The 24894-nt window shown below is 73.5% G+C and carries 18 protein-coding genes; 8 read left to right on the forward strand and 10 right to left on the reverse strand.

Features of this window, described 5'->3' with window-relative positions:
* Nucleotides 1–98: 98 nt before the first annotated feature.
* On the reverse strand, nucleotides 99–971 hold the full coding sequence (locus tag NPS70_RS16730; RefSeq protein WP_256525066.1) for a universal stress protein: 873 nt from the start codon (nucleotides 969–971) through the stop codon (nucleotides 99–101).
* 419 nt (nucleotides 972–1390) lie between these two features.
* Between NPS70_RS16730 and NPS70_RS16735 the strand changes: the two genes are divergently transcribed.
* Nucleotides 1391–2107 (forward strand): response regulator transcription factor, encoded by a 717-nt coding sequence (locus NPS70_RS16735; protein ID WP_256525067.1) that lies wholly within the window; start codon nucleotides 1391–1393, stop codon nucleotides 2105–2107.
* A 435-nt stretch (nucleotides 2108–2542) separates the two neighbouring features.
* Here the strand turns inward: NPS70_RS16735 and NPS70_RS16740 are convergent, their stop codons facing one another.
* From NPS70_RS16740 to NPS70_RS16760, 5 genes are read right to left on the reverse strand one after another with little or no spacing between them, the layout of a single operon-like run.
* A complete protein-coding gene (locus NPS70_RS16740) occupies nucleotides 2543–3181 on the reverse strand; it encodes an HAD family phosphatase (RefSeq protein WP_256525126.1) in 639 nt (212 codons plus the stop codon).
* Between the two features lie 26 nt (nucleotides 3182–3207).
* Complete coding sequence (locus tag NPS70_RS16745) at nucleotides 3208–4311, reverse strand: ABC transporter ATP-binding protein (protein WP_256525068.1); 1104 nt, start codon at nucleotides 4309–4311, stop codon at nucleotides 3208–3210.
* Between the two features lie 3 nt (nucleotides 4312–4314).
* Complete coding sequence (locus NPS70_RS16750) at nucleotides 4315–5283, reverse strand: ABC transporter permease (RefSeq protein WP_374212013.1); 969 nt, start codon at nucleotides 5281–5283, stop codon at nucleotides 4315–4317.
* Nucleotides 5271–6167: an ABC transporter permease subunit gene (locus NPS70_RS16755; RefSeq protein WP_256525070.1), complete on the reverse strand. Its 897-nt coding sequence runs from the start codon at nucleotides 6165–6167 to the stop codon at nucleotides 5271–5273. Before NPS70_RS16755 ends, NPS70_RS16750 begins: the two co-directional genes overlap by 13 nt.
* On the reverse strand, nucleotides 6167–7330 hold the full coding sequence (locus NPS70_RS16760) for an ABC transporter substrate-binding protein (RefSeq protein ID WP_374212014.1): 1164 nt from the start codon (nucleotides 7328–7330) through the stop codon (nucleotides 6167–6169). The genes NPS70_RS16755 and NPS70_RS16760 overlap by 1 nt, the downstream gene beginning before the upstream one ends.
* Nucleotides 7331–7590: 260 nt before the next feature.
* Between NPS70_RS16760 and NPS70_RS16765 the strand changes: the two genes are divergently transcribed.
* Nucleotides 7591–8343: a GntR family transcriptional regulator gene (locus NPS70_RS16765; RefSeq protein ID WP_256525071.1), complete on the forward strand. Its 753-nt coding sequence runs from the start codon at nucleotides 7591–7593 to the stop codon at nucleotides 8341–8343.
* A gap of 46 nt (nucleotides 8344–8389) precedes the next feature.
* Here the strand turns inward: NPS70_RS16765 and NPS70_RS16770 are convergent, their stop codons facing one another.
* Nucleotides 8390–9409, reverse strand: coding sequence for a GlxA family transcriptional regulator (locus NPS70_RS16770; RefSeq protein ID WP_256525072.1), 1020 nt, complete (start codon nucleotides 9407–9409; stop codon nucleotides 8390–8392).
* Nucleotides 9410–9480: 71 nt separating this feature from the next.
* Between NPS70_RS16770 and NPS70_RS16775 the strand changes: the two genes are divergently transcribed.
* Nucleotides 9481–10266, forward strand: coding sequence for an HD domain-containing protein (locus tag NPS70_RS16775; protein ID WP_256525073.1), 786 nt, complete (start codon nucleotides 9481–9483; stop codon nucleotides 10264–10266).
* A 175-nt stretch (nucleotides 10267–10441) separates the two neighbouring features.
* On the opposite strand, the gene NPS70_RS16780 is transcribed toward NPS70_RS16775, so the two are convergent.
* Nucleotides 10442–11170 (reverse strand): lytic polysaccharide monooxygenase, encoded by a 729-nt coding sequence (locus tag NPS70_RS16780; protein WP_256525074.1) that lies wholly within the window; start codon nucleotides 11168–11170, stop codon nucleotides 10442–10444.
* Between the two features lie 542 nt (nucleotides 11171–11712).
* Here NPS70_RS16780 and NPS70_RS16785 point away from each other — a divergent pair.
* From NPS70_RS16785 to NPS70_RS16805, 5 genes are all read left to right on the forward strand, one after another.
* Complete coding sequence (locus NPS70_RS16785) at nucleotides 11713–13143, forward strand: helix-turn-helix transcriptional regulator (protein WP_256525075.1); 1431 nt, start codon at nucleotides 11713–11715, stop codon at nucleotides 13141–13143.
* A gap of 188 nt (nucleotides 13144–13331) precedes the next feature.
* The gene (locus NPS70_RS16790) at nucleotides 13332–16526 is read left to right on the forward strand and encodes a M20/M25/M40 family metallo-hydrolase (protein ID WP_256525128.1); all 3195 of its coding nucleotides are present in this window, start codon (nucleotides 13332–13334) and stop codon (nucleotides 16524–16526) included.
* A 571-nt stretch (nucleotides 16527–17097) separates the two neighbouring features.
* The gene (locus tag NPS70_RS16795; protein WP_256525076.1) at nucleotides 17098–17319 is read left to right on the forward strand and encodes a hypothetical protein; all 222 of its coding nucleotides are present in this window, start codon (nucleotides 17098–17100) and stop codon (nucleotides 17317–17319) included.
* 218 nt (nucleotides 17320–17537) lie between these two features.
* Nucleotides 17538–18197 (forward strand): radical SAM protein, encoded by a 660-nt coding sequence (locus NPS70_RS16800; RefSeq protein ID WP_256525077.1) that lies wholly within the window; start codon nucleotides 17538–17540, stop codon nucleotides 18195–18197.
* Entirely contained in the window at nucleotides 18173–18712 is a 540-nt protein-coding gene (locus tag NPS70_RS16805; RefSeq protein WP_256525078.1) for a hypothetical protein, read from the forward strand. The genes NPS70_RS16800 and NPS70_RS16805 overlap by 25 nt, the downstream gene beginning before the upstream one ends.
* 294 nt (nucleotides 18713–19006) lie before the next feature.
* Here the strand turns inward: NPS70_RS16805 and NPS70_RS16810 are convergent, their stop codons facing one another.
* Nucleotides 19007–19270, reverse strand: coding sequence for a hypothetical protein (locus NPS70_RS16810; RefSeq protein ID WP_256525079.1), 264 nt, complete (start codon nucleotides 19268–19270; stop codon nucleotides 19007–19009).
* 450 nt (nucleotides 19271–19720) lie between these two features.
* Nucleotides 19721–24865 (reverse strand): hypothetical protein, encoded by a 5145-nt coding sequence (locus NPS70_RS16815; RefSeq protein ID WP_256525080.1) that lies wholly within the window; start codon nucleotides 24863–24865, stop codon nucleotides 19721–19723.
* Between the last annotated feature and the right edge of the window lie 29 nt (nucleotides 24866–24894).

Raw genomic sequence — 24894 nt, forward strand, 5'->3', positions numbered from 1 at the left:
GGGCACGACGCCGCCGGCCGGGCACGGACCGGGGGACGGGTCGACCGTGCCGGGCGCGGGTCTGGGGGCGGCCGGTCCTACGGGAGCGGCCGGTTCCTTCAGGAGTGGGGGACGACGGCGACCGGGCAGCGCGCGTGGTGCAGCACCGCGTGCGCGGCCGAGCCGATCCGGGTGCCGATGGGCGCGCGCCGCGCCCGCCTGCCGACCACCAGGAGCTGGGCCGAGGCCGCCTGGTCGAGGAGGACCTGGCCCGCGCTGCCGATCTCGACGTGCTCGGTGACCTCGACGTCGGGGAAGCGCTCGCGCCACGGCGCCAGGGCCTCCTGGAGGGCCTTGCGCTCCAGGGGCTCCAGGCCGCCGGCGTCGTCGATCATGGCCAGGGAGCCGGGGCTCCAGGTGTAGACGGGCGGGAGGCTCCAGGCCCGCACGGCGCGCAGCGGAACACCGCGCACGGCGGCGGCCTCGAAGGCGAAGCCCAGTACCTCGGCGCTGTCCTCCGCGGAGCCCTGCTGGCCGACGACGACGTCGCCGCCCCGGCTCAGCAGGTGCTCGTCGTCCTCGGCCCGCACGGACACCACCGGTCCGGGGGCGGTGGCGATCACCTGCTGGCCGTAGGAGCCGAGGAGGAATCCCAGCAGGGCGCCGTGGCCCCGGGTGCCCAGGCACAGCAGTGCGGAGCGCTTGGCCTCGGAGACGAGGGCGGCGACGGCGGTGTCGGGGGCGATCCGGGCCGTCACGTCGAGTCCGGTGTGCCGCTGGGCCACCCGCGCCTCGGCCTCCCGCAGCACGGCGCGCGCCGATTCCTCCTCGGCCTCGCGGTTCTGCAGGACCGGGATGTCGAGCGGCTGCCAGAGCCAGGCGTGGACGATGTGCAGGGGAAGGCCCCGCAGCTGCGCCTCCTCGGCGGCCCAGTCGACCGCCGCCAGGCTCTCGGGCGAACCGTCAACGCCTACAACTACCGGGCGGGTCATGGAATCTGCCTCCGTAGGACGACGTACGTGCCGGCCTCCTCGACCGGTCTCGGGCTCCAGCCTGTCGTGACAGGGCCGCCGGGGGCAGGGCCGATCGGCCCTGTTCGGTGGACCGGTCGGCAGAACCGCCCCCGCGCCCCTCGCGGACCGCGGAACCCGGCGTACCGCGCGCGCGGGCCGGCGGGTACGGTGTGCGGCCCTGCCACCGGTCGTGCGCGTACCGCCCATGGCGGGTCGCACACGGGCCGTGGCGGGTCGCCACACGGACGGGCGCGGCGCCGCCGCGCCCGGGTCGGCGCACCCCCCGGGTCGGCACCGGTTCCGGCCAGGGCCGATCGGCCCTGGCCGGAACCGGGCTTGTGAGGCACGATCACCCTCGTCCACCGCGGTGGACGTATCCCCAGACGACGGAGCATGTGATGACGGACAACGGCTCGGGCCTCACCGGCGGAGCACCGGTGACGGTGTTCCTCCTGGACGACCACGAGGTGGTGCGGCGCGGGGTGTACGACCTGCTGGACGCCGAGCCGGACATGACCGTCGTCGGCGAGGCCGCGACCGCGGAGCAGGCGCTGGCGCGCGTCCCGGCGCTGCGGCCGAAGGTGGCCGTGCTGGACGTGCGGCTCCAGGACGGCGACGGGGTGAGCGTCTGCCGGGAGCTGAGGTCGCGGATGCCGGAGCTCGCGTGCCTGATGCTGACCTCCTTCGACGACGAGGAGGCGCTGCTGGACGCCATCGTGGCGGGTGCCGCGGGCTATGTGCTCAAGCAGATCACCGGGACGGACCTGGTGCAGGCCGTGCGGACGGTCGCCTCGGGGCAGTCCCTGCTCGACCCCGGGGCGACCGCGCGGGTGATGGCGCGGCTGAGGGACGAGGCCGGGGAGGAGAGCCGGACGGGGGTCGAGGGGCTGACGGCCAGGGAGCTGGAGATCCTCTCGCTCATCGGCGAGGGGCTGACCAACCGGGAGATCGGGCTGCGGCTCTACCTCGCCGAGAAGACGGTGAAGAACAACATCTCCCGCATCCTCGGCAAGCTGGGCGTGGAGCGCCGTGTGCAGGCGGCCGTGATCGCGACCCGCCTCCAGGCCCCGGCCGGCCCCTCCCGCCCCGAGTGGCCGGGGCGGCGGACGCGCTGACCCGGTGCGGGCCCGGGCGGACCGGCCGGGCTCCCACGGGCTTGGGCCGGCTGCGGAGTCGCCCGGCAGTCCGGCTGCCGGGGTGCCGGGGACCGGCCCCGCCGAGGGTGCGGGCCGCACCGGCGCGGGCCCGCCGTGGCGTCGGCGCGGGCCCGCCGGCCGGCGCCGGGCCGGCCTCGTCCGGCTCCCCGCAGCCGACCGGGCACCAGGACCGGTCCCGGCGGCGGGCGAGGAAGAACATGCCGCAGCCGGGCGCGGTGCGGCGCCGCAACCGGGCCTGCTCCGGGCCCGCGGCCGGGAAACGGGCGTCTGACGGTCCGGCCGCCGCGGCGGGCCGGACCGTCGCCTTCCCGCCCGGGCGGGCGCCCGTCCGCTCCGGCCTCGAAGGCCACCGGCGCGCGGTCCGCCGCCGGGCACCGGCGCCCGGCGGCGGACTCAGCCGCCCGCGGGCGCGGCACCCGCGAGCCCGCTCAGCTCCTCGGGCCCGACCTCCTCCAGGCTCCCGGCGAAGTGCCGCCGCGGGGAGGGCGGCACCGGGAGCAGGCTGGGGACGACCAGGACCGTGCAGCCGGCGGCGTCCGCCGAGGCTGCGCCGTCCGGGGAGTCCTCGACGGCGACGCAGTCCGAGGCCGGGAGGCCGAGGCGCGCGGCGGCCGCCAGGTACGGGTCCGGGTGGGGCTTGGTGCGGACGGTGTCGTCGGCCGAGAGGGTGAAGGCGAACGGCACATGCGCCAGGGCGCCCCGGGTCACCGAGTCCACCACCGCTCTCGGCGACGCACTGACCAGGGCGAAGGGCACACCTCGTGCGGCGAGCGCGGTGAGCAGCCGGTCCGCACCGGGACGGAGCGGCGCCCCCCGGCGCACCCGCCGGAGGAACTCCTCCCCCAGCACCCGCCCGACGGCCGCGACGTCCTGCCGCGGTGCCGACCGGACCAGGTGGGCGGCGGTGTCGGCGACGGAGCGGCCGACCACCTGGGGGGCGTCCTCGGAACCGAGGCGCAGCCCGAGCCCCGCGGCGGTGTCGGCGGCGACCTGCCACCACAGGCCCTCGGTGTCCACGAGGGTGCCGTCCATGTCGAACAGGACGGCCCCGGGCCCGGTCACGACGCGCTCCGGGACACGACGAGCACCGGATGACCGGCGAGGCCGAGGCGGGCACGGGCACCCGCGGTCAGCCCGGCCGCCTCCCGCGAGGGGAGGTCGGCCTTGGCCTCGGCCCCGTCGGGCAGGGCGAGATGGACCCGGGTCACGGCGCCGAGAAAGGCGGACGCCACCACGGTGGCCTCGCCTTCCGGGTCGGCGGCGACGGTCACGTTCTCGGGGCGGACCAGCGCCCACACGTCGCCGTCCGCGGGCCTCGCGCCGTCGGTGGGCAGCCGGTGCCCCGCCACCTCGACGGTCGCGTCGGCCGCGAGGCGGCCGGGCAGCCGGTTCATCGTGCCGACGAAGGAGGCCACGAAGGGGGTGGCGGGGCGGGCGTACAGCTCGGCAGGGGCCGCGCACTGCTCCAGGCGGCCGGAGTTCAGCACCGCGACCCGGTCGGCCATGGAGAGCGCCTCCTCCTGGTCGTGGGTGACGAAGACCGTGGTGATGCCGAGCGACAGCTGCAGGCGGCGGATCTCCTCCCGCAGGCTGTCGCGCACCTTCGCGTCGAGCGCGGACAGCGGCTCGTCGAGGAGCAGCACCCGCGGCTGGAGGGCCAGGGCCCGGGCGAGCGCGACGCGCTGCTGCTGACCGCCGGAGAGCTGGTGCGGGTAGCGGCCGCCGTGGTCCGGGAGGCCCACGAGGTCGAGGAGCTCGGCGGCGCGGGCGGCGCGGCGGGCCGCGGGCACCTTGCGTACACGCAGGCCGAAGGCGACGTTGTCGCGTGCGCTGAGGTTGGGGAACAGGCTGTAGGACTGGAAGACCATCCCGGTGTCCCGCTTGTGCGCGGGCACGGCCGTGATGTCCGCACCGTCGACGAGGATCTCGCCGGAGTCCGGCCGGTCGAAGCCCGCGACCATGCGCAGCGCGGTGGTCTTGCCGCAGCCGGAGGGCCCGAGCAGGGCGAGGAACTCCCCCGGCTCGACGGTGAGGTCGAGCCCGTCGAGGGCCACCGATCCGGCGAAGGCCCGCCGCAGGGAACGGAGTTCGAGCCGGGCGCCGGACGGGGGCGGGGTGCGTCCGGTGCTTGTCGAGGTTGGTCGGGCGAATGCGGCGGGCATGGGTCAGGACTCCTTGGGGGCGGCCGGTGCCGTGCCCTCTCCCGCGCCGGCTGCGGAGCCGGCGCGGGAGAGGAGCAGCAGCAGGGCCCAGGTGAGGGCGAGGCTGAGGATGGAGACGGCCACGGACATGCGGGCCTGCGCTCCGGAGATCGTCACGATCCACACGGCGAAGGGCCGGAATCCGAGCAGTGAGGCGATGGTGAACTCGCCGAGGACGAGGGCGAGCGTGAGGAAGGCGGCGCCCGTGAGGGAGGACCGCAGATTGGGCAGCAGGACCCGGACGACGGCCTGCGGCCAGGAGGCCCCGCAGTCGCGGGCCGCCTCCACGAGGGTGGGGACGTCCAGGGCCCTCAGGCCCGCGTCCAGGGACCGGTACACGAAGGGCAGCGCCAGCACGGTGTAGGCGAGGACCAGCACGAGGGGGAACGCCTCGTTCTGCACCGCGATGAAGGTCTGGTAGAAGGGCGTGGCGGCCAGGTGGTCCGGGCCCCAGCGCAGCACCGTGGCGATGCCGGTGACCAGGGCGATGGGCGGGACCACGAGCGGCATCATGCAGACCACTTCCACCACGGGGCGCAGCCGCGGCGACCCCAGGCGCACGGCGACGAGGGCGGGCACCGCCAGCAGCAGCGACGCCGCGATGGTCGCGGCGGCCAGGCCGAGCGACAGCAGCAGGCTCTCGGTGAAGCCCTCGGCGGACAGCAGGTCGGTGTAGGCCGCGAAGGAGACGCCCTGTCCCGGGGTGTGGACGGTGAAGACGAACGAGGAGACCAGCGGCAGCAGGAAGTAGGCGCCGGCCAGGCCGAGGACGGCACCGCGCCAGACCCGGGGCCGCCGGCGTCCGGTGCGGGGACGCCTCACGGGTGCTCCGTCCGGCACGGGCCCCGGCCTCTGGGGGGCGGCTTGCGACGGGGCCTGTGCGGGCGCCCCGGCGGCCGGCGGGGTGGCGGGGGCGGGGGTCAGCGCAGCCATCGGGCGCTCCGTCGCTGGAGGGGGAGGTAGACGGCCATCACCAGGCCGGCGATGAGGATCATGTCGAGTCCGAGGGCGAGCGCCACGTTCTCCTGCCCGGTCAGCACGTTCCCGGACAGCGCGTCCGCGATCTTGAGGGTGACCAGCGGCACGGACCCGCCGACGAGCGCGGCCGCGGTGGCGTGGGCGGCGAAGGCCGTTCCGAAGAGCAGCACGACTCCGCCGAGCAGGGACGGGGCCAGGACCGGCAGCCCGATGTGGCGCCAGAACTGCCAGGCGGTGGCGCCGCAGTCCTGCGCGGCCTCCCGCCAGCGGGGGCGGAGCCCGTCGAGGGCCGGCACGGTCACCAGGACCATGAGGGGGATCAGGAAGTACAGGTAGACCACGGCGAGCCCGGTGAAGGAGTACAGGTTCCAGCCCAGGTCGGTGAGGTCGGCCAGCTGGGTGACCACGCCGGAGATGCCCGCGGTGGCGATGAAGGCGAACGCGAGCGGGACTCCGCCGAAGTTGGCGAGCACGCCGGAGGCGGTCAGCGCCGCACTGCGCAGGGCCCGGGAGCGGGAGGTGACCACGGCCTGGGCGACGAGCGTGCCGAGGACCGCCGCGACCAGGGCGGTGAGGGCGGAGAGCCGGACGCTGCCGAGGAGTGCGCCCAGGTAGGGGCCTTCCAGGGAGCGTGCGAGGTGGTCGCCGGTGAGCGCGGTCCCCCCGGTGGCGGGGTCGGTCCGGGTGAAGGCGCCGTGCACCAGGGCGCCCAGCGGGATGCCGAAGCAGAGTGCGGCGAAGGCCAGGAGGGGAAGGGCGGCGAGCCAGGTGCGCGGCCCGCGCCGCCGGCGGCGGGTGCCGCCGGCGGTTCCCTGGCGGGAGGTGGTGGGGACGGGCATCAGGAGACGGCCTTGTCCCACTTCTCGGCGAGCGTCGCCTTCGCCGTGTCGAGCTCGGCCGGGGCCGGGAAGGAGGGGGTGCCCTCGACGGCGGGGAGCTTGGTGACGGCGTCCTTGTCGACGGTGCCGTCCTCGGTCATCGCGGGCAGCAGCACCGGGCGGGCGTAGCCCTTCAGCCACAGGTTCTGGCCCTCGGGGCTGTAGAGGAACTCCATCCACAGGCGGGCGGCCGCGGGGTGGGGGGCGTCCTTGTTGACGGCCTGGGAGTAGAACTGGGCGTAGACGCCGTCGGAGGGCACGGAGACCTTCCAGTCCACGCCCTTGGAGCGGAACTGGTCGGCGTAGCCGGCGTTGAGGTAGTCCCAGTCGACGGAGATGGGGGTCTCGCCCTTCTCGACGGTGGCCGGGGTGGACTCCACGGGGATGAAGTTGCCGCTCTTCTTCAGCTCCCCGAAGAAGTCGATGCCGGGCTGGATGTCGGCGAAGGAGCCCTTGTTGGCCAGGGCGGCCGCGAAGACGCCGCCGAAGGCGGAACCGGACTTGGTGGGGTTGCCGTTGAGGGCGACCTTGCCCTTGTACTCGGGCTTGAGCAGGTCCGCGAAGGTCTCCGGGCAGACCGTGATGCGCGCGGCGTCGCAGCCGATGGAGACGTAGCCGCCGTAGTCGTTGTACCAGCGGCCGTCGGCGTCCTTCTGGGTGTCGGGGATGCTGTCCCACGCGGCGACCTTGTACGGGGCGAAGAGCCCCTCCTCCGCGCCGCTGCGGGCGAAGGCGATGCCCAGGTCAAGGACGTCGGGGGCGCGGTCCTGGCCCTTGCGGGACTTCACGGCGGCGATCTCGTCGGCGCTGGAGGCGTCCGGGTTCTCGCTCTTGACCTCGATAGCGGGGTACTTGGCCTCGAAGGCCGCGATGACCTCGCCGTAGTTGGCCCAGTCCGGCGGCAGCGCGATCACGTTGAGCGCCCCTTCCTTCTCGGCCGCGGCGACCAGCTTGTCCATGCCGCCGAACTCGGCCGCGGAGGTGGCGCTTCCGGCGGAGGGCCCGCCGTCGGCGGCCTTGGCGGCGGGGTCCGCGTCGGGGGCGGCGCCGCAGGCGGCGGTGAGGACGGTGAGTGCGGTGGCGCCGAGCACGGCGGCGGCGCGGCGGGCGAGCGGTCTGGGCACGGAAGGCTCCTGAAGCGAGAGGGTGCGATCACTTGTCTGAACAAGTCGGCTCCCACTTCGCCCGGCCCCGCCGTCCGGGAGGTGAACGGGGCATGACCGGCCGACGATCGCTCGACGAAGCTCCGTGTCCGGTGAAGTACAGGTGAACGGAGGGCAGTTGGCCGGGGATACGAGGACCGGCGCGGGGCCCGCCGGGTTAGAGTGGGTGGCCCGGCGGCCACCGAGCGCGACCGGCCGCGTACACCGTCACGGAGGGACACGTGGGCACCGCGCGCTATCTGGAGATCGCCGAGACCCTCCGGCAGGCGATACTCGGCGGCGAACTGCCCGTCGGGGGACGGCTGCCGTCCGAGAGCGCGCTGATGACCCGCTGGGGCGCCTCCCGGGGGACGGTCCGGCAGGCGGTCGCGCTGCTGGGCTCGGAGGGCCTGGTCGGTTCCCGCCAGGGAGCGCGGCGCATCGTGCTCAGCAGGGAGCGGCGGCACAGCTTCGCCGAGCTCAACAGCTTCGCCCAGTGGGCCCGGGGCCTCGGGCTGGCCGTCACCGGCCGCATCCTCGCCCGCAGCCGCCGTCCGGCCACGCCCGAGGAGGCCGAGGGCCTCGGCGTCACCGAGGGCACCGAGGTGCTGTACGTGCTGCGGGTGCGGAACCTCGACGGTGAACCGACGATGCTGGAGCGCACCGCGTACGCCGCCTGGGCCGCCCCCGCCGTGGAGGCGCTGGCCGAGGACTGTGTGTCGATCATGGACAGCCTGGCGCGTGACGCCGGGATCGTCGCCCAGTACGGAGAGCACCTGATCGACGCGGTCGCGGCCGGAGGCATGGACGCCCGCCTGCTGGGCGTCCGCCGGGGGAGCCCGCTGCTGCGGCAGCGGCACGTGAGCCGCGACCAGGGCGGTCGCGCGATCGAGTGGAGCGACGACCGCTACCGCCCCGGCAGCGTCACCTTCAGCACCAGCAACTCGGCGACCGCGGCACCGCTCGGACGGCGCATCGGGGACCGGGCGGTCTGAGCGGCGCTCCTGACCGTGCCGCCCCGCGGCAGGCCGGCGGGGGCCGTCAGGAGCCGGCGGGCGCGCCGGGCCCGGCCCTGAAGGCGCCCCGGTAGGCGTGGGGGGAGGTCCCCACGCGGCGCCCGAAGTGATGGCGCAGCGTGACGGCCGACCCGAAACCGGCCTCGACGGCCACCTGTTCGACCGAGAGGGCCGTCGTCTCCAGCAGCTCCCGCGCCCGGCGCACCCGGGCGGCGAGCAGCCACTGGAGCGGGGCGGTACCGGTCTGCGCCCGGAACCTCCGGTTCAGCGTCCGGGGGCTCACGGCGGCGTGGGCGGCGATCTCGTCGAGCGTCAGCAGCCGGTGCAGGTTCTCCTCCATCCAGACCAGTGTGGGCCCCAGCCCGGAGCCGTCCGCCGCCGGCAGGGGCCTCTCGACGAACTGCGCCTGGCCACCCTCGCGTTGCAGCGGCATCACGGTGCGGCGGGCCGTCGCGGCGGCCCGGTCCGCGCCCAGGTCCCCGCGGACCAGGTGCAGGCAGAGGTCCAGGCCGGCGGCGACGCCGGCCGACGTGACCACCGGGCCGTCCTCGACGAAGAGCACCGAGCCGTCGACGTCGACGCGGGGATGGCGCCCGGAGAGTTCGGCCGCGTACTGCCAGTGGGTGGTGGCCCTCCGCCCGTCCAGCACACCGGTCGCCGCGAGCGTGAACGCGCCGACGCACAGGGACGCGAGCCGGGCCCCGCGGTCGTACGCGTCGGTCAGCTCGCGGACCACGGCCCGGTCCGGCGGTTCGAGGAAGCCCGCGCCCGCGGGCACCACCACGGTGTCCGCCTCCGCCAGGGCGTCGAGGTCCCAGTCGGCGGTGAGGGCGAAGCCGCCGTGCACGGCGGAGGTGCGGACCCTGCGGCCGGGCGCGCACACCCGTACCTCGTAGCGGGGCTCCCGGGCCACCTCGTTCGCCGTCCCGAGGACCTGGCCGGGCAGGGACAGCTCGAAGGGGAGCACCCCGTCGAGGGCGAGGACGGCGACGACCTCCGGCACGGCGGCGGGCGCGGCAGGGGCGGCGGGGGCGGCGGGGCTCATGGCGGGAACTTAGCGCACCACGTCGTTCCCGCCACTGGCCGGGGTGCGGAAGGGGCCCGGAGGATCGGGGCATGACTCCGCATACCGAAGAAGGACCGTCCGCCGTCGAGACACCCCCGGCGGCCCCGCACCCCGCGGCGGCGCTGCCGCCGCTCAGCGCTCTGGGCCGCAGCGCCCTGCGGTGCGCACGGGAGGCCGAACCGGCCTTCCTGTACGCGCACAGCGTGCGCAGCTACCTCTTCGCGCGGGCCCTGGCGGAGGCCCAGGGCCTGACTCCCGGCACCGACTACGACGACGAGCTGGTCCTCCTCGGCTGCGTCCTGCACGACGTGGGGCTGACCGCGGCCGCCTCGGGCCACCAGCGGTTCGAGGTGGACGGTGCCGACTTCGCCGCCCGCTTCCTCAGGGAGCGGGGGGCGGACGAGGAGGCGGCCCGGGTCGTCTGGAAGGTGGTCGCGCTGCACACCTCGGAGGGCATCGCCTCGCGGATGGGGCCCGAGGTGGCGGTGGCCCACGACGGAATCGCGCTCGACGTCCTCGGGCGCGGCCGGGAGCGGCTGCCCGCGGTGGTGCTGGAGCAGGTGGTGGCGGCGTATCCGCGCGAGGGCCTCGCCTGGGCCATCACCGATCTGATCGTGGACCAGGCCCTCGCCGACCCCGCCAAGGCCGGACCGCTGTCCTTCCCGGGGCAGGTGCTGCGCGGCCACCTCCCGCCGGGAGCCGTGCCGGGGTGGCACGATCTCGTCAGGGCCTCGCCCTGGGGCGACCGCCCGCCCGCGGCACCCTCCGCACCGGGAGGCGCACCGCGGTCTCCGGCGGACGCGGGCGGCACGGCGTCCGCGTCGCCGGGGGCCTGAAGCGGCCGCGGGGCGGCGCCCGTGCGGCGCGGGCACCGTCCCCGCGGGCGGACGGGGCGGACGGGGCGGACGCGCCCCTCCCCCTCCCCCGCCGCCCCCCGCGCCGCGGCCGACCGGGCCCGCGGCCGGGACGCGGCCGCACCCCCGACCAGGCGGGCAGCCGGCCGGCTCGGGATCAGCCTGCCGCGCAGGCGCCGAGGTCCTCCCACACGCCCCACTCGCCGGTGGTCCCGGGCTGCTCCCCGGTCACCCACCACTTGGCCCGCCAGGTGTGCCCGCCGTAGGAGACGGTGTCGCCGCCGGTGTAGATGCTCCCGGCGTTCCACGACGGCGCGACACAGGCGCCCGGCTCCCCGTCACCGCCGCCGTCGCCCCCGCCGTCGCCGTCGCCGATGGAGACGTCGATGCAGGAGTAGAAGGCGTTGCCGGTGTCCGCCACGTTCCAGACGGCCAGCACCTTCTGACGGCCCGTGACGCCGCCGAAGTCCACCTGGTGGCTGACGTCCGCGGGCGGTCGCGCCCCGTTCCCCGTGAACGAGGCGATCATCCGGTCGCCCAGGAAGTACTGCCAGGACTCCGTGGCATGACGGGCCGTGTGGTGCCAGGTGAAGGTGTAGGTCGATCCGACGGGGGTGACGTGCCAGCCCTTGCCGTCGTCGTCGAGTTCGGCGAACTGGGCGTTGCCACCGCTGCAACTGCGCAGCCCCTTCGGCCCCTCCACGCTCTGCGGCTCGTAGCGGATCTGCCCGCAGTCGACGACGCCCGAGGCGCACTGGTCCTGCCGGCTCGCCGGGGAGGTGACCCAGCCGTGCGCGTGGGCGGTGCTCGCCGGAAGCCCGACGGCGAGCACGGGGGCGAGCAGCGCCCCCGCCAGAAGGGATGTCTTCCTCTTCTTCGCGTTCATGCCGTTGCACGTCCTTCGCTGTCGAGGCGACCCGCCGGATGCCACCGCGCCGCGGGATCGCAGGGCGCGCCGGACCGGGGGGATACGGGTTGCCGGCGGGACGGGGCCGGGTGGGGGTTCCGGTGCCGCGGGGCGCCCTTGCCCGCGCTGCCGCTCATGCGGCACACCGGTGGTCCGGACCTGACCTCACCGTTGGTCTAGACCTTAACGGCGGACGGGATTCGGTCAAGAGGCCGCGCATGGTCAACACCGTTGCCCCACAGTCCAGTTGAAGGGCGACGGTGACACACGGGCCAGGGGGCGGCAGGCGCCGCACCCGGGCCTGACATGCCCGCACCGGGCGCCCCGGCCGGCACGGGACGTGGCGCCCGGCCGACCCGGGAGGACCCAGACCACCGAGCCATAACATCGACCGATCCGATTGACGGGCCGAGGCCGTCTGCCCTGTGCTGGGCAGCGGCTCGTCACACGGAGCGCGGAGCCCGCGCACCGCCTCGGCGCCCGCACGGACGGGGCGGACGCCCCCCCCACCGGGAGCCCGTATGACCGTCGATCAGAGGCAACCCGACGCACTCTGGAGGGAGTTCGGCCACCACCTGCGCCATTGGCGCAGACAGGCGGGCGTCACCCAGCAGCAGCTCGGGCTGCGGGTCGGCTACCACCACAGCCAGATCAGCCGGCTGGAGGCGGGACTCCGCGAGCCCCCGGTGGAGCTGGTGCGCCGACTCGACTCCGCGCTCGGGACCGGCGGCCGCCTGGCGTCGATCGCCGCCGCGCCCCGCCCCGCACCGGGGGAGCCGCACGGGCTGCCGAGGCACCCCGCACTGTTCGCCGCTCCGCCCGGCACGGAGGACGGCGGCGGTCCCCCGGGGAGCGCCGCCTGGCCCTCGGAACTTCCCGCCGAGGGCCTGGCCTGCCCGCTGCACGGCGTCGCGGGCTGCGCCGTGCCCGACCGGTCGGCCACCTCGGACCTGCTGGACGCCCTGACCGCACCCCGCTCCGGCGCCGCCGCCCCGGCGGAGGCCGATCTGCTGCATGCGCTCACCGCCTCCCTCGCCTGCGTGATCCGCGGAGGAGCACTGCACCGGAGCGACGGGGAGGACGCGGCCACCACGGAACGGCTGCTGCGCGCCGTGCTGCGCTGGGCCGCGGCGGTCAACTCCACCGGCCGCCTGCCCCACGGGCAGCTGCGGATCGCCGCCCAGTACGCGCAGGTAGCCGGTCGGCTGCGGATGCGGCGCGGCCAGAGCGGCACCGGGATGGCCTGGTTCGCCCACGGCCTGCGCTGGGCGGACGCGGCCGAGGACGCCCCGGCGCGGGCCACGCTGCTGAGCGACAGCTGTGCACTGGTCCGGCTGGAGGAGGACGCCGCCACCACCCTGGGATACGCCAGGGCCCTCGGCGCCGTGGACACCCGGCGGCGCTGGATCGCCACCCTCTCGCACCTGCACCAGGCACGGGGCCATGCGCTGGGGCAGGACGCCGCCGCGTGCCGCCGGCACATCGCCCTGGCCCGGCGCGCCTTCCCGCGGCTGCGCCGCGACGACCACCGGGAGGCACCCTGGCTGGCCGGCGCCGAGGGGGAGATGAGGGTGGAGTCCGCGGTCGGCGCGGCCCTGCGCGATCTGGCCGCCGCGACCGGCGACCGCGCCACCGCACGGCGCGCCGTCGAGGCCGTCGCCCGGGCGCGCACCCGGCTGCCGCCCCTGATGCGGGACACGCACCTGCTGCTCACCCTGCGGCTGGCCGACGGCTGGGCGTGCGCCGGTGACCCCGGGGCAGCGGTGGCCCTGGCCTCACCGGTCCTCGACGAGGCGGTGCGGTCGCGGGAGCCGCTGATCGGCGCGGAGCTGGACGGGCTGCACGGCCGGCTCTTCGCGGAAGCCCGCACCTCCGCCGAAGTGCACGCCTACCGGGAGATGTTGCTGGAATCCGCCCTCCTTCCCCGCCGGGCGCGGCTTGCCGGATTGTGACAGCACGCGCCTCCGCCCCCGGATGCGTTGACCGGCGTACGGCCCGATGTGAGGGTTCGGCCAGCCGGGCGGCGCGACATGCCGAGCGGGCGGGGGCGGGAACACGGCGCCGCCCGCCCCCGTGGACTGGATTGTCATAGTCATGCCAACCCCTGACCCGGTTTCGTCATCTCTCACAAGGAGCCATGATGCTGAGAAAGCTGGCGGTGGCCGGGGTGTCCCTGGCCGTGACCCTCGGGGTGGTGGTGCCGGCCTCCGTCGCCGCGGCCGCTCCGGCCACCGCACCTCCCGCGGAGCCGCAGCCGCCCTCCGCCGCACGCGCCCTCGCCGCCGCCGACCGGGCCGCGGACAGCGGTCTCGACGCGCTCGCCACGGGCCCCGACGAGCAGTACGACCGGAGCCGGGTGACCCCCTGGGTCGAGGGCCTGTACTCCGTCGCCTACGAACGCACCTACAAGGGTCTGCCCGTCGTGGGCGGCGACGCGGTGGTCCTGGCCGACGGCAGCGGCCGGGTGCGCTCGGTGCACTCGGCCACCCGGACCTCGATCTCCGTCCCCACCAGGGCCGCGGTGTCCGCCGCCGAGGCCGCCGAGGCGAGCAGGGCCCGGCTCGCGGAGGTGGCGAAGACGGAGGCGCCGCGCCTGGTCGTCCGCGTCAAGGACGACCGCGCGACGCTCGCCTGGGAGACCGTGCTGACGGGCCGGACCCGGAAGGACGTCCCCAGCAGGCTCCACGTCTTCGTCGACGCCCGCACCGGCGGCATCGTCGACTCCTACGACGACGTCCGGGCCGGAACCGGCCACAGCGAGTGGAACGGCCCGAACCCGCTGGCCATCGACACCTCCCGCTCGGGCAGCCGGTACGCCCTCCGCGACACCACCAGGCCCGGCCTCCAGTGCTCGGACTACGGCAGCGGGCTGTTCACCAAGGCCACCGACGACTGGGGCACCGGAAACGCCTCCAGCCGCGAAACCGGCTGCGTGGACGCCATGTACGCGGCCCAGAAGCAGTCCGACATGCTCCGGGAGTGGCTCGGGCGCAACGGCCACGACGGCAACGGCGGCAGCTGGCCGGTACGGGTGGGCCTCAACCAGCTCAACGCCTACTGGGACGGGTCCACCGTCACCATCGGCCACAACAGCGCGGGCAAGTGGATCGCCGGCATGGACGTCATCGGCCACGAGTTCGGGCACGGCCTGGACTCCAGCACCCCCGGCGGGGCCAACCACGAGCGTGGCCTGGGCGAGGGCACGGGCGACATCATGGGCGCCCTCACCGAGGCGTACGCCGCCCAGCCCGCACCGTACGACACCCCCGACTACACCGTCGGCGAGACGATCGACCTCCAGGGCCGCGGGCCGATCCGCAACATGTACGACCCCGGAGCGCTCGGCGACCCGGCCTGCTACTCCTCCTCCATCTCGGGCACCGAGGAGCACGCCGCCGCCGGCCCGCTCAACCACTGGTTCTACCTGCTGGCGGAGGGGTCGGAGCCGGGAGGCGGCAAGCCCTCCAGCGCCACCTGCAACGGCTCCACGGTCACCGGTGTCGGCATCCGGGAGGCCGGAAGGGTCTTCTACGGCGCCATGCTGCTCAAGACCAGCGGCATGACCTACAAGCGCTACCGGACCGCGACGCTGACCACCGCCAAGAACCTGGACGGCAGCTGCGGCCTGTTCGCCAGGACCAAGGCCGCCTGGGACGCGGTCAGCGTCCCCGCCCAGCCCGGCGATCCGACCTGCACCGCGCAGCAGGACGAGTTCTCCCTGGCGCTCTCCCCCGCCTCCGGCGACATCCGGGCCGGTTCCTCGGTCGGCGCCACCCTCCACACCACCACCGTCTCCGGCAGCGCCCAGCAGGTCGCACTGACCGCCTCCGGCGCGCCCGCCGGCGTGGACGTCTCCTTCAGCCCGTCCACCGTCACCTCCGGCAGCAGCTCCACCATGACCCTCTCGGCCGCCGCCGGAACGGACGCCGGGACCTACGCGATCACCGTCACCGGGCGCGGCGGGAGCACCGCCCACACCGCCCGGTACACGCTCCGCGTGGACGGCGGCGGAGACACGCCCGCGCCCCCGGACGTCAGCGTGGACAACGTCCGGGCCCACCTCGACGAGCTGTACGCCATCGCGTCGCGCAACGGCGGCAACCGCCGTGCGACCGGCGGCGGCTACCGCGACTCCCTCGCCTACGTCAGGGGCAGACTCCAGGCGGCCGGGTACACGGTCACCGAGCAGACCTGCACCTCGGGGTGCTCGGCCGGGGCCGGCAACAACCTCATCGCCGAATGGCCCAAGGGCGAGTCCACCGACGTCTACATGTTCGGCGCCCACCTCGACGGGGTGTCCGCGGGTCCCGGCATCAACGACAACGGCTCCGGCTCGGCGGCGCTGCTGGAAGCGGCCCTCACCCTGGCGGAGGCCGACCCCGCCATGAGGAACCGGGTCCGCTTCGCCTGGTGGACCGACGAGGAGCAGGGCCTCAACGGCTCCGACTTCTACGCCAGGACGCTCTCCGCCACGGAACGCTCGCGGATCAGGGCCTACTACAACTTCGACATGATCGCCTCGCCCAACGGCGGGTACTTCATCAACAACATCGGCTCCGCGGCCTCGGCGCCGATGAAGGCGTACTGGGACTCCCTGGGACTCGCCCCGCAGGAGAACGTCGAGGGCCGGGGACGGTCGGACGACTACTCGTTCCAGCGCCTCGGCATCCCCACCTCGGGCTACGCCACCGGGGCCTCGGCCGTGAAGTCCGCGGCGGAGGCCGCCAAGTGGGGCGGGACCGCAGGCCGCTCCTACGACCCGTGCTACCACTCCTCCTGCGACACCACGAGCAACATCAACACCACCGCGCTGAACCGCAGCGCGGACGGCATCGCGTACACCCTCTGGAAGACCGCCGTCGGCCAGGCACCCGACCCGGTGGACGACTTCTCCGTCGCCGCCGACCCCGCCGCGGGCACGGTGGAGGCCGGCTCCTCCGGGACGGTCTCCGTCCGTACGGCCACCACGAGCGGCGACGCCCAGACCGTGCGGCTCTCGGCGTCGGGGGCACCTGCGGGCGTCTCCGTGTCCTTCAGCCCCTCCTCGGTGACCTCGGGGCAGTCCTCGACGGCCACCGTGCAGGTGGCGTCCGGGACCCCCGGCGGCACCTACACGCTCACCCTCACGGGCACGGGCGAGGTGACCCACAGCACGACCTACACCCTGACCGTCCCCGGCGACGGGGGCGGTGAGACCAGCTGGCGGCTCGGCGAGACCTACGCCGCCGGGGACGTGGTGACCTACGAGGGCGTCCGCTACCGCTGCATCCAGGGGCACACCGCCTATCCCGGCTGGGACCCGCCGAACGTCCCCGCCCTGTGGCAGCGGCTGTGACGCGGCAACCCACCCGCGCCACCTGACACTCCGCGGCGGGAGCGCACCCCGGCCCGCGCCCGTGCGACGGACGGGCGCGGGCCGGGTTCCCCAGGGCGTACGACGGCAGGTCACGGCCGACCAACCGCACCGGCGGGGCCGGGGCGGGGCAGAGGGCGCACCGCCGCGGAGATGCGCATCCCGGGGGCCGGGCCGTCTCCGGGGAACCCACACGGCATTTCGCCCTCTGCCCGAAATTCGACCCGATGACATGCGACACCGTGGCGAGATGATTTCGCCGACTGCATTCCGGCGGAACTCTGCACAAGGCCCGGGCCACGGGCAGGACGGCCGGAGGCGGAGGGGACGGCCCACCCGCGTTCGCTCTACCCCTTGGTTCCCGGGAATGACGTGCCCGCGTTCTCGCTCCGCCGGTCGAGGATGCAACGGGCAGGGAATGTCCCTCCTTTCGACCACCCGGTACGTGCACCGCCGCGATATGGACGCGTGCCCGCACGCGCCCTCCGGGGGCCGTGTGCGGCCTCCTTCCCCGTATCCGGGGGTGCGCATACCCCCCACGAAGGAGAAGGAAATGCGAGCAGGCGACTCCAAGCGCTATCTCGCCTATCTGGCGGCGATCGCCGCCGGGCTGCCCACGCCCGTGCTCGTCGGCGGCTCGGCCCAGGCGTCGACCGGCGCCACCGGCACGGTCACCGTCTCCGAGTCGGCGCGTGCCGCACTCGCCCAGGCGGTGCAGGCCGACCGCCGACGGCCTGTTCGGTCAGCACAACCAGACGTACAACGAGGTCACTAACCCGCCCTACCTGCAGTACGGCAAGCCGTTCCACCCGTAGCACACCGCGCAGGAGGCCGGCGCGGCCGCCGCCGTACCGCTGAGCAGGATTCTCGACGAGCTGTTCTGACGCCCCCGCCGGTGCCCGGCACCGGCTCCGACCGGATGCGGCCCGCGCAGCCCGGGCCGCGTCCGGTCTCCCCGCAGCATCGAGCCACAAGCGCCCAGGAGGCCCGAGGATGGCACAGGAACCCACCAGACAGGTCCAGTTCGTCACCAAGGTGTCCAAGTTCTGCAACCTGAGGTGCACCTACTGCTACGAGTTCGCCGAACTCGACCGGCGAGAGCGGATGAGCCGGGAGCAGCTGCACCGGATGTACGTCCACCTGCGCGACTACTACGTCGACAGGGACCGGGAGGACGGCGTCCGCACCCAGCTGCACATCGTCTGGCACGGCGGCGAGCCGTTGATGATCGAACCGGACTACTCCTGGCGCACCCTGGAGGACCAGCGGGCCGTCTTCGGGGACTCCCTGCGGGTGAGCAACACCGTGCAGACCAACCTCACCCTCCTCGACGACGAGCGGCTCCGGCTGCTCCGCGACGGATTCGACAACGTCGGCGTGTCCCTGGACCTCTTCAGCGGCCTGCGCGTCAACATCGCCGGCCGGGACCAGCAGGCCACGGTGGTGTCCCATATGGAGCGCCTGCGCTCCGAGGGTGTCCCGTTCGGCTGCATCACCGTGCTGACCAGGAAGAACCTGGGCCGGGTGGTGGACACCTTCGCCTTCTGCCAGAAGGCCGGACTGGGGTTCCGGGCCTGCCCCTTTTCGAGGGCGCCTACGCCGACCAGCACGAGACGTACGACATCACCGTGCCCGAGATCGTTTCCGCCCTGAACGGACTCGCCGACCTCTGGCTCGGCAGCGACCACCCGGTGCAGGTGTCCCCGCTGGACGACCAGTTGCAGATCGTGCTGCGCCACCTCGACCCGAAGGCGCCGCGCTCCTACTTCAACCAGCGCGAATGGCTGCCGGTCATCGTCGTGAACACCCCCGGGGACGTCTACGCCTACGGCGACCCGTACGAGGACCTCCGGGCGTCGCTGGGCAACATCTTCACCACCCCGCTGGGGGAGTTGCTCTCCGGCCCGCGCTTCGACGCCTCCGCCCGGGCGGCCGAGACCCGGATGGCCGCGAACTGCCTGAACTGCGAGTATTTCGGAGCCTGTTCGGGCGCGGCCATCGCCAGCAACCGCGACAACGTGCACACCGAGGTCGACGGCATCGGCGTGTGCGACGTCGACCGGGCCGTGCTCCGGCACATCGAGGACCGGCTGCGCTCCAGTGGCGTGCTGGACGGCGACGGACGCGTCGCGACCAGCCCCGCGCCCGCCGCCGACCCCGTCGCCTGACCCCGTGCCGGGACGTGGGAGCGAGCGCCGAGGGCTCCCCGGGGGCTTCGCCGTGACGGTCTCCGCGGCGGACGGCCCGCGCTCGCCGGTGCCCGACCCCCCGTTCGACGACACGGCCCCGCTGCTCGCCGTCACCCTGGAGCCCATGCCGGGCGGCGGGGAGGAGCGCCCGCCCTTCCTGCACCTGGACCTGGCGGACCGGCCCGGCGCGGCGGCCGTGGCACGGGGCCTGCGCCGGGCGGGGACCGTCCTGGACACGGCGGTGACCCTGTTCGTCCACAGCTCGGGCAACGGCTACGTCGGCATCACCGTCACCGTCACCGGGGAGGCGCCCACGGCCGATGCCCGGCCCGACGCGGAGGACAGCCCCGGGCAGCGCGTCCTGCGGGTGGCGGTCGACCCCGCCCACCACGCCGCGGGTCTCGCGGCCGCCGTACGCAGCGGTCTGCTGGTGCTGGTGCACCACTGGACGTCGACCGGGGGCGAGGTCCGCCGGTCACTGCTGAAGGTGGCCGTGCACCGGGCGACGCTCGAACGGATCGTCCGGGCGGCGCTCACACATCCCGCTCCGTGCGGGTCGGGCTGTCCGGCGGGCGGGGCGGGGCGGGCTCTGACGACCACCACGGCCCCGGGTCCCCCGGGGTGCCCCACCGCACCCTGTCACAGCGACGAGGCGAATCCTGCTGTGCTGGCTGACACGACCGGGCCCATCCGCGATGTCGTCGAAAGCCTCAACTCCGCGCTCCAGTTCCTGCGAGCACTGGCAGCTGGCGAGGGTGACCCAGAGATCCAGGACGTGCCCCTGACCATACGGGACCTGCCGGAGCCTGTGGCTCCTGCACCCACCTCACTGAGCGCACGAGGACCGCCGCGACATGAAGTCCGGCCAGAGGGCGGCGTTCTTGTCACAGCGTGCGGCGATGCCGCACCCCTGCTTGAACAGCCCCGCCGAGGCGTCCGACCCAGCGGCAAGGCTCGGCAGTTGCCACTGGGCTGCTCGCGATGGCCTCAACTGGGATCGATCACCATCCTGCCCGGCATGAGTCTGGTGATGCTCTGGCGAAGGCGTCGGGCGTCCAGTGAGGCCACGGATGTGGCGGCTTGGAGATTCATTTCGAAGCACGCCCGGTACGGGTGGAGCGCCACAGCAAGGTCGTGGTGGGACTCGGCGAACTCCGTCAGATCGGCGAGATCCCTGGTGGAGGCGCCGGAGAGCCTGCTGAGGTCGCCGAGCAGCTCAAGCAGTTCGCCAAGACGGCCGGCCGCGGCAGCGCCGGCCAGCCCCACGGTCAGATCCTGGGGCGAGCGCGGCGGGTGGCTGAGGAGGCGTTCCACCGCCAGAGTCTGGTGGCGTTTCCGCCACGGAGTGGGGGGCAGCCAACTCAGCGCGCGGGCGACCGCCGGGGCGTCTGCGACCAGGGGCTCCCGTGCCGAAGGCCCGGCGAGGTTCCGGAGCCTGAAACCAGCCGTCGAGAGGGCCTGGCAGGCATGGCCCACCTCCAGCCACATCGCCCGGTCATCGAGAACGATCTCACGGGACAGGACGGAGACGACCCGGTCGTTGACGGCGGAGGCAACGGCATCGACGTGCTGAGGCTGCAGCCGTGCCGCGACTCTCAGCAGCAGCACTCCCACGGGAAGATGGACGTGCTCCACCACCCTCGACCAGCCGACCTCCTTGAGCGAATCGAACACCATCGGTGCCCCGGCATTGTCGTCGAGACTGGTCAGAAGGGCGGCGAGACCGACGGCTGGCTCCAGATCGGCCAGCACCCCCAGCCGCAGCCGTCGTTCCAGCTTGGCGTGGTCGATCTTCGGGACCAGCTCGAGTGCCCAGCGTCGTTCCCACAGCGCCATGGTGCGCAGGATGTCCCGGACGACTCGCGGACTGGAGACGGTGGTGATGATGAGCTTCTTCAGCTCGTAGGTCATCGTGGTCCAGTCCGCGTTGAGCGCCTGTCTGGGGCCGACCCCGATCTGAGCGAGGTGCAGGGCCGCCATGTACTGCTCAGAGGGGTTCTGCAGCAGCTGCAGCTCCTCTGTGAAGATCTTCATGAGTACTGCGTCGCTCGTGAGCCCCTGGTAGACGGGTTTCCCCAGCCCTGCGATGTCCTCAAGGGCCGCGAGCAGCCCGGCTGCCCCCACCGGGTTGGCGTACATCTCGGATCGGGTGCGCCAGACCAGGCGGGACTCCTCCTCCGAACGAATGGTCTTCATCGTGTCCCTGCCGTAACTGGTGACCAGACGGCCGACGAACCCCCGGTCCATCCGGTCCAGCACCCGGAGGAGCTGGGTGAACTCGCCGCCGCTCCTGACCGAGTCGAGACGGTCCCTCCACACGTTCGGGCGTCCGATGACCTTGCTCGTCTTCTGCAGCAGATTGGCCCCGGAGATCCCTCCTGTGTGCCGCAGAGTGCCAGCAATCTCCCGGCAGGCCTCAGCCACCGGAATGGTCGGGGCGTTGGCCAGACGCTGCGCCAGTTCGCGAATGTCGAACGTCTGGGCGTACCTGCGGAGGGCGTGGGGGTACAGGGCGCGGGCCAGCCGGTGAAACTCCGCTTGGGCCTCGGGCGGTGCCCAGATACTCATCCCGGCAAGCAGATCGTCGACGCTGACCCTCTTGCGCAAGCGCTCCAGGAAGCCGGCTCCGAGTTCGAGGTCGGAACCGAGCCGTAGGGCGAGCCGTGGTCCCCAGATCCTGCGGGATGTGGTGAGTGCCTGCGTGACAATGTCGACCATCAGATCCAGGAACGACCGGCGGTGGGAGACCTGCGCCTCCCACAGCCCCTTGACCACGTAGTACTTCACCGAGGGACGAGGGTCGGTCTGCAGCCAGTGGACCACGGTCTGCTCGCCGAACGCGTCGCCGAGCCTCTGCGCGAACGTCTTGCCGTGCTGGTGGAAGGGTTCCTCCACCGCGTACGTCACGGACAGCAGCATCCCGGCCGCCCTGGGGTCGGCTCTGACCGCCTCGGCCAGCTTCCTTACGAAGTCATTGTCAGGCACGGGTTCAGGAGCCCACAGCACAGGTCCCTGGACTGGTACGGACAGCAACAGGCAGGCGCACCAGGCATGCAGACCCTGGACCACACGGAGGAGTTCGACGACCTCCATCGGCGAGGCGCGGCGCAGCAGAGCACGGAGTGCGTCCAGATAGCGGCCCCGGTCCCAACGGGTGTCCACGGCCCGCTTGAAGATCTCGTTGCGGTGCATGCCCGAGGTCCGCCGCACCTCGTGCAGTGCCGTGATGACATCGCGAGGGCTGCTGTGCTCCAGGGCGGGCGAGAGAAGGTGCTGGTACTCGTCGATCATCACCGCCCACTCAGTCCGCTCCACCTGACGGCGCAGCATCATCCCGGCGAGAATCACGGCGAATCCGTCCTCCGCCTTGGCCTGGTACTCGATCAGCATCTCGGGACCAGGTTCCTGGTCGACCGGGTGGTATCCGGCGGCATCCTCGTAGTGGACGTCGGCGTCTTCCGCAACACGCCGCCAGAGCCGCCGTTGGAGCCTCAGGGCCCGCAGCACCAGGAAGTAGTCGGCGGCCCGTGTCGGACTCAGGTCGGTGACGACCTCCGCGACCCGTTTGACGATGATCTCGTTCAGTTCGGCACTCTGGAACCACTCGATCAGGCTCAGCAGGTGCAAGCGTTCCTGAGGGGTGCCCTCACCACTGCTGACAGCAGCGTTGACCTGGACCTGCAGCCACGCCGCGACCTCGTTGAAGTCGAGCGCCCCGGTGGCCATGGCGTGCCGGATCCCCCGAATGACATTCTTCAGGTCGTGCAGCCGCAGGGGGGACGGATCCTCCGTGAGTCGATTGGTGAACTGCCGGACGAAATCTCCGGTCGTTGTCTCGTCGAGCGAACTCCCGAGCGCCGTCAGACAACGGGCCAGCTCGGCCGCCTGCGCTCCCTGGAGCCAGTCGTCCAACGCGCCGGCGCGGGTGCGGTCGACAAGTTCGGCCGCCACCCAGGCACGGTAGAGCCGGGCACCGAGCAGCCATGCCAGGGCCTCCCGGGGTGCCCATCGCATCGCCTCCTCCACGCCGGGCAGCACCAGATCGACGGCCTTCGCATGAACCCGTCCTTCGCTCGCGAGGGGAACAAGATCCGGGGCGTCGGGGTCCTCCTCGATCTGCATCGCACGCCGCAGGATCCGCTCGCTGTCCTCGACGCTCGCAAGCCTCGCCAGTTCCTGCCCGGGCAGGGATTCGATACCGAGGGCCTCCCTGTCGGCGTCGGTGAGGTCGGTGAGACTCGACTCGTGAACACCCATATGGATCAACGAGGTCGCCGCGGTCCGGGCGACCGCCTCCTGCTGCCGCATGCCAAGTCCGTCGAAGCAGGCAAGAAGAGGGTCGTCGCCTCCGGCGGTGCTCATCCTCCTGATGAGAACGCCGACGTCTCGGGTTCCGTCCTCCCGCTCGACCTCCGCCAGCCCTGCCCGGCGGTCGAGGGAGCCGGGGCGAGCGCTGGTAGCCCGCTCGACGAACTGCTTCAGGCGCGGCTTGCCGACAAGGGCGGGGACGATGTCGAGGCTCTCCGTCTTCCACTCGGTGGCGGCGGAGAGGTCATACTCCAGAACAGCGAGCACGCTCGCACCGACGGATTCCGACACCATCGGCAGCAGTGCGCCGACCGCGTTGTTGCCGCTCTGGAGTGGTAGGAGGCCGTCCAGGATCAAGAGCAAGGGCCTGCTCCTGTCGTGCTTCGCCAGAGCGGTCGCGTGGCCGCACGCCTCGATCAGCGGGTCTCGGTCGGGCAGTTCGCCGTGGCGGGACAGGATCGTCTGCACCTGCCAGCCTCGGCGCCGCAACCCTTCGGCCAGCTGCCGGGCGATGGTGGTCTTTCCGCTGCGCGCAGTACCGCCGACGACGGCCAGGCGCCTGCGCTTCGCGACCCGCTTTCGGGCGATGGCCTGCTTTCCGGGGGCGTTCCTCGCATTGCCGGGCACACCCGTCGGCCCGGATGCCTTCGGCTGCTCGTCGAAGAACGCCAGGAGCTTGCCGGCCTCGTCCATCGGTGTGTCGCCGGGCCGCGGCGCCATCGGGTCGGGCACCCAGCCCAGCCGGGCCAGTTCCTCGATGTGGCGGGCGCGTTTCCAGTCGGCCCAGCCCTCGCCCCAGACGGCCGTGGCGGCGGCATCAAGCGTCGGCTCGGCGGGCACGTCGGCGGGGGGCGTCCGCCTGCCCCCCGGACCGGCCACAACCCAGCCGTCCGTGGTCGGGGCGAGAACCGTGGTAACGCCCACCTGCCCGAGCGCCTCCACCCGTCCGGACAGGTCCGCCGCCGACATCGGCGCAAGGTTCCGGTCCGCCGTCCACGCCCCGAAAGCGAGGACGGTCGGACAGGGCAATCCGGTGGCCTCCGCGAGGATGCCAAGTGCGTAGCCGAGTCCGATCGCTGGATCCTCACCCACCAGCGACACGGGCCACGATCCGACCGGTAGTGGGGGTCTGCCGACGGGGCCGACGGCTCCGAACCTCCCGAGCAACTCCGCCACGGCCTCCCACGCCGCAGCCAGGTGGGGTCCGGCCCACTCCATCGGGCGGAGCCATTCAAGCGAACCGTCCGCGAGTGGGGCCTCCTGCACCGGTCGCGCCGCGGCGGTCGCCAGGGTGACTGCAAGGCGCCCTCCGAGCACATCGAACACCGCCGCGTGCGCCGGACCTGTACTGGGACCCGCTCCGTTTCCCCTGTCCTCGGTTTCGCACCCGTCCTCCGGAGAGGGGGCCTGAGGGCACTCCGCCCAGAACTGCGCCAGGTACTCAACGACTTCGCCGCCCAGCTCGTCGAGAACGCTGCGCATAGGGGCGGACCGCCCCGCGGAGCCGTCCGGCTCCGGCGGCTCCACCTCGGCGTCCCCGGCTTCGCCGTCGAAGTATGCCTCCGCGACGAGGGCGAGGCCGCTGTTCTCGGCCACTACAAGCCAGTGGGGCAGAGAGGCGGCGATGTCGGCCGTGTCCGGCCCATTCGCCAGTCCGTCGAGCCAACCGCCGTTGACGTCGAACTCCCTCAGTGAGGAGACGAGTTCCTCACCCTCGATCTCCTCCGCGGCGGCGAGGTTCAGCAGCAGGAGCAGTCCGGCCAGCCGGTCGCGGAGGAACTCGCCGCCCGGTGTGTGCGGCGAGGAGTGCGGCACTGCAGTCATGCGGGTTACCTCCTGGTCCCGTTGCCGCG

Source organism: Streptomyces sp. C10-9-1 (genome assembly GCF_024497955.1).
In the GTDB taxonomy this organism is placed as follows: Bacteria; Actinomycetota; Actinomycetes; order Streptomycetales; family Streptomycetaceae; genus Streptomyces; species Streptomyces sanyensis.